The sequence below is a fragment of the Candidatus Collinsella stercoripullorum genome, from assembly GCF_027669965.1.
Taxonomy (GTDB): domain Bacteria; phylum Actinomycetota; class Coriobacteriia; order Coriobacteriales; family Coriobacteriaceae; genus Collinsella; species Collinsella stercoripullorum.
Genome location: NZ_JAQECM010000006.1, coordinates 88,025 through 89,925, shown reverse-complemented (window position 1 = coordinate 89,925; position 1,901 = coordinate 88,025). Strand labels below are relative to the sequence as shown.

The 1,901-nt window shown below is 69.7% G+C and carries 2 protein-coding genes; both read left to right on the top strand.

The genetic code is table 11. The features are described from left to right. Nucleotides 1-1,556 (top strand): DNA translocase FtsK (locus PHA29_RS03110; protein WP_270848023.1); only part of this gene is annotated, 1,556 nt, incomplete at its 5' end. After that, on the top strand, nucleotides 1,556-1,901 hold a 346-nt coding region (locus tag PHA29_RS03105; RefSeq protein WP_270848022.1), incomplete at its 3' end, for a helix-turn-helix domain-containing protein. The genes PHA29_RS03110 and PHA29_RS03105, both read left to right, overlap by 1 nt.

The following is a 1,901-nucleotide window of genomic DNA, read 5'->3' as shown; positions in this document are numbered from 1 at the left end:
CGCCGGCCCGCGCCCCGCAGGCGCCCGCCGCGCCGTCGAGCGCCGCCTCGGACGAGGAGGAGGGGCGCAGGCTCCCTCCCGCCACGATGCTGCGCCACAACCCCGCCTCCGCCTCGAGCACGAGCTCGGCCAAGGAGCTCGAGCAGACCGCCGAGGGCCTCCAGGCGACCCTGCAGGAGTTCGGCCTCCACGCGCGCGTGGTCGGCTGGATCGCCGGCCCCACCGTCACGACCTTCAAGGTGCAGCCCGGCGAGGGCGAGCGCGTGAGCCGCATCTCGAGCCTCGAGGACGACATCGCCCTGTCGCTCGCGACGGACTCGGTCCGCATCTTCGCCCCCATCCCGGGGACGTCGCTGGTGGGCATCGAGATCCCCAATCGCACGCGGCAGACGGTCGCGTTCGGCGACATCCTGCCCTACGTCACCGGCGGACCGCTCGAGTTCGCGCTCGGCCGCGACGCCGAGGGGCAGCCCATGGTCGCCGATCTCGCCAAGATGCCGCACCTGCTCATCGCCGGCACGACCGGCTCGGGCAAGTCCGTCGTCATCAGCTCCATCCTCATGAGCCTGCTGATGCGCACCTTCCCCGAGGACGTGCGCCTGATCATGGTCGACCCCAAGCGCGTCGAGTTCGCCCCCTACGACGGGCTGCCCCATCTGTACGTGCCGGTCGTCACCGAGCCCAAGCAGGCAGCGAGCGCCCTGCAGTGGGCCGTCTCCGAGATGGAGCGCCGCCTCAAGATCTTCGAGCGCATCGGCGTGCGCAAGATCTCCACCTTCAACGAGAAGCAGGCGGCGGGCGAGTTCGAGAAGTACGACAACCCGCCGGCCAAGATGCCCTACCTCGTCATCGTCATCGACGAGCTCTCCGACCTCATGATGGTCGCCGGCAAGGACGTGGAGGCGAGCATCGTGCGCATCGCCCAGCTCGGCCGCGCCGCGGGCATCCATATGATCGTGGCGACCCAGCGCCCCAGCTCCAACGTCGTGACCGGTCTGATCAAGGCCAACATCACCAACCGCATCGGCCTCACGGTTGCCACGGGCATCGATAGCCGCGTCATCCTCGACCAGACGGGCGCCGAGAAGCTCATCGGCCAGGGCGACATGCTGTTCTCCCGCGTGGACTGGGGCAAGCCCAAGCGCATCCAGGGCTGCTTCGTGTCGGACGAGGAGATCTTCTCGGTCGTCGAGTTCGTCAAGGAGCAGAGCCCCGCCGACTACCACACCGAGATCCTCTCCGCGGTCTCCCCGGCCGCCATGGGCGGCGGCGGGGGCGGCGGGGCGCACGAGCCCGCCGAGGACGACCCCCTCATCTGGGAGGCCGCGCGCATCGTGGTCGAGTCCCAGCTCGGGTCCACCTCGGGCCTCCAGCGGCGCCTCAAGGTCGGCTACGCCCGTGCGGGGCGCATCATGGACATGCTCGAGGAGAAGGGCGTCGTCGGTCCCCCCGACGGGTCCAAGCCGCGCGAGGTGCTGCTCGACGAGGAGGGCCTCGCCGCGCTCGAGGAGGTCGAGGCGCGCATGTCCGCTGAAGACGAGTTTGGAGGCTTCTGATGGCCAGCCGGTTCGGAGAGATGCTGCTCAACCGACGCCGCGAGCTCGGCATGTCGATCCAGCAGGTCGCCAACGTGATCAAGATCCGCCCGCAGATCATCGAGTTCTTCGAGACGGGCAACTTCGCCTCCATGCCCCCGCGCGGCTACGCGCAGGGCATGATCGCGAGCTACGCCCGCTACCTCGGCCTCAACCCGCGCGAGGTGGTGAACGCCTACTTCGACGAGCTGTACGTGTTCGAGCGCAGCGGAAGCGCCGCCGGCAGCAGGTTCACGGAGGGCGCGACCGACCCCGTCCCGCGCAGCATGAGCACGAGCGGCCGCTACCTCATGGTCGACCCGGCGC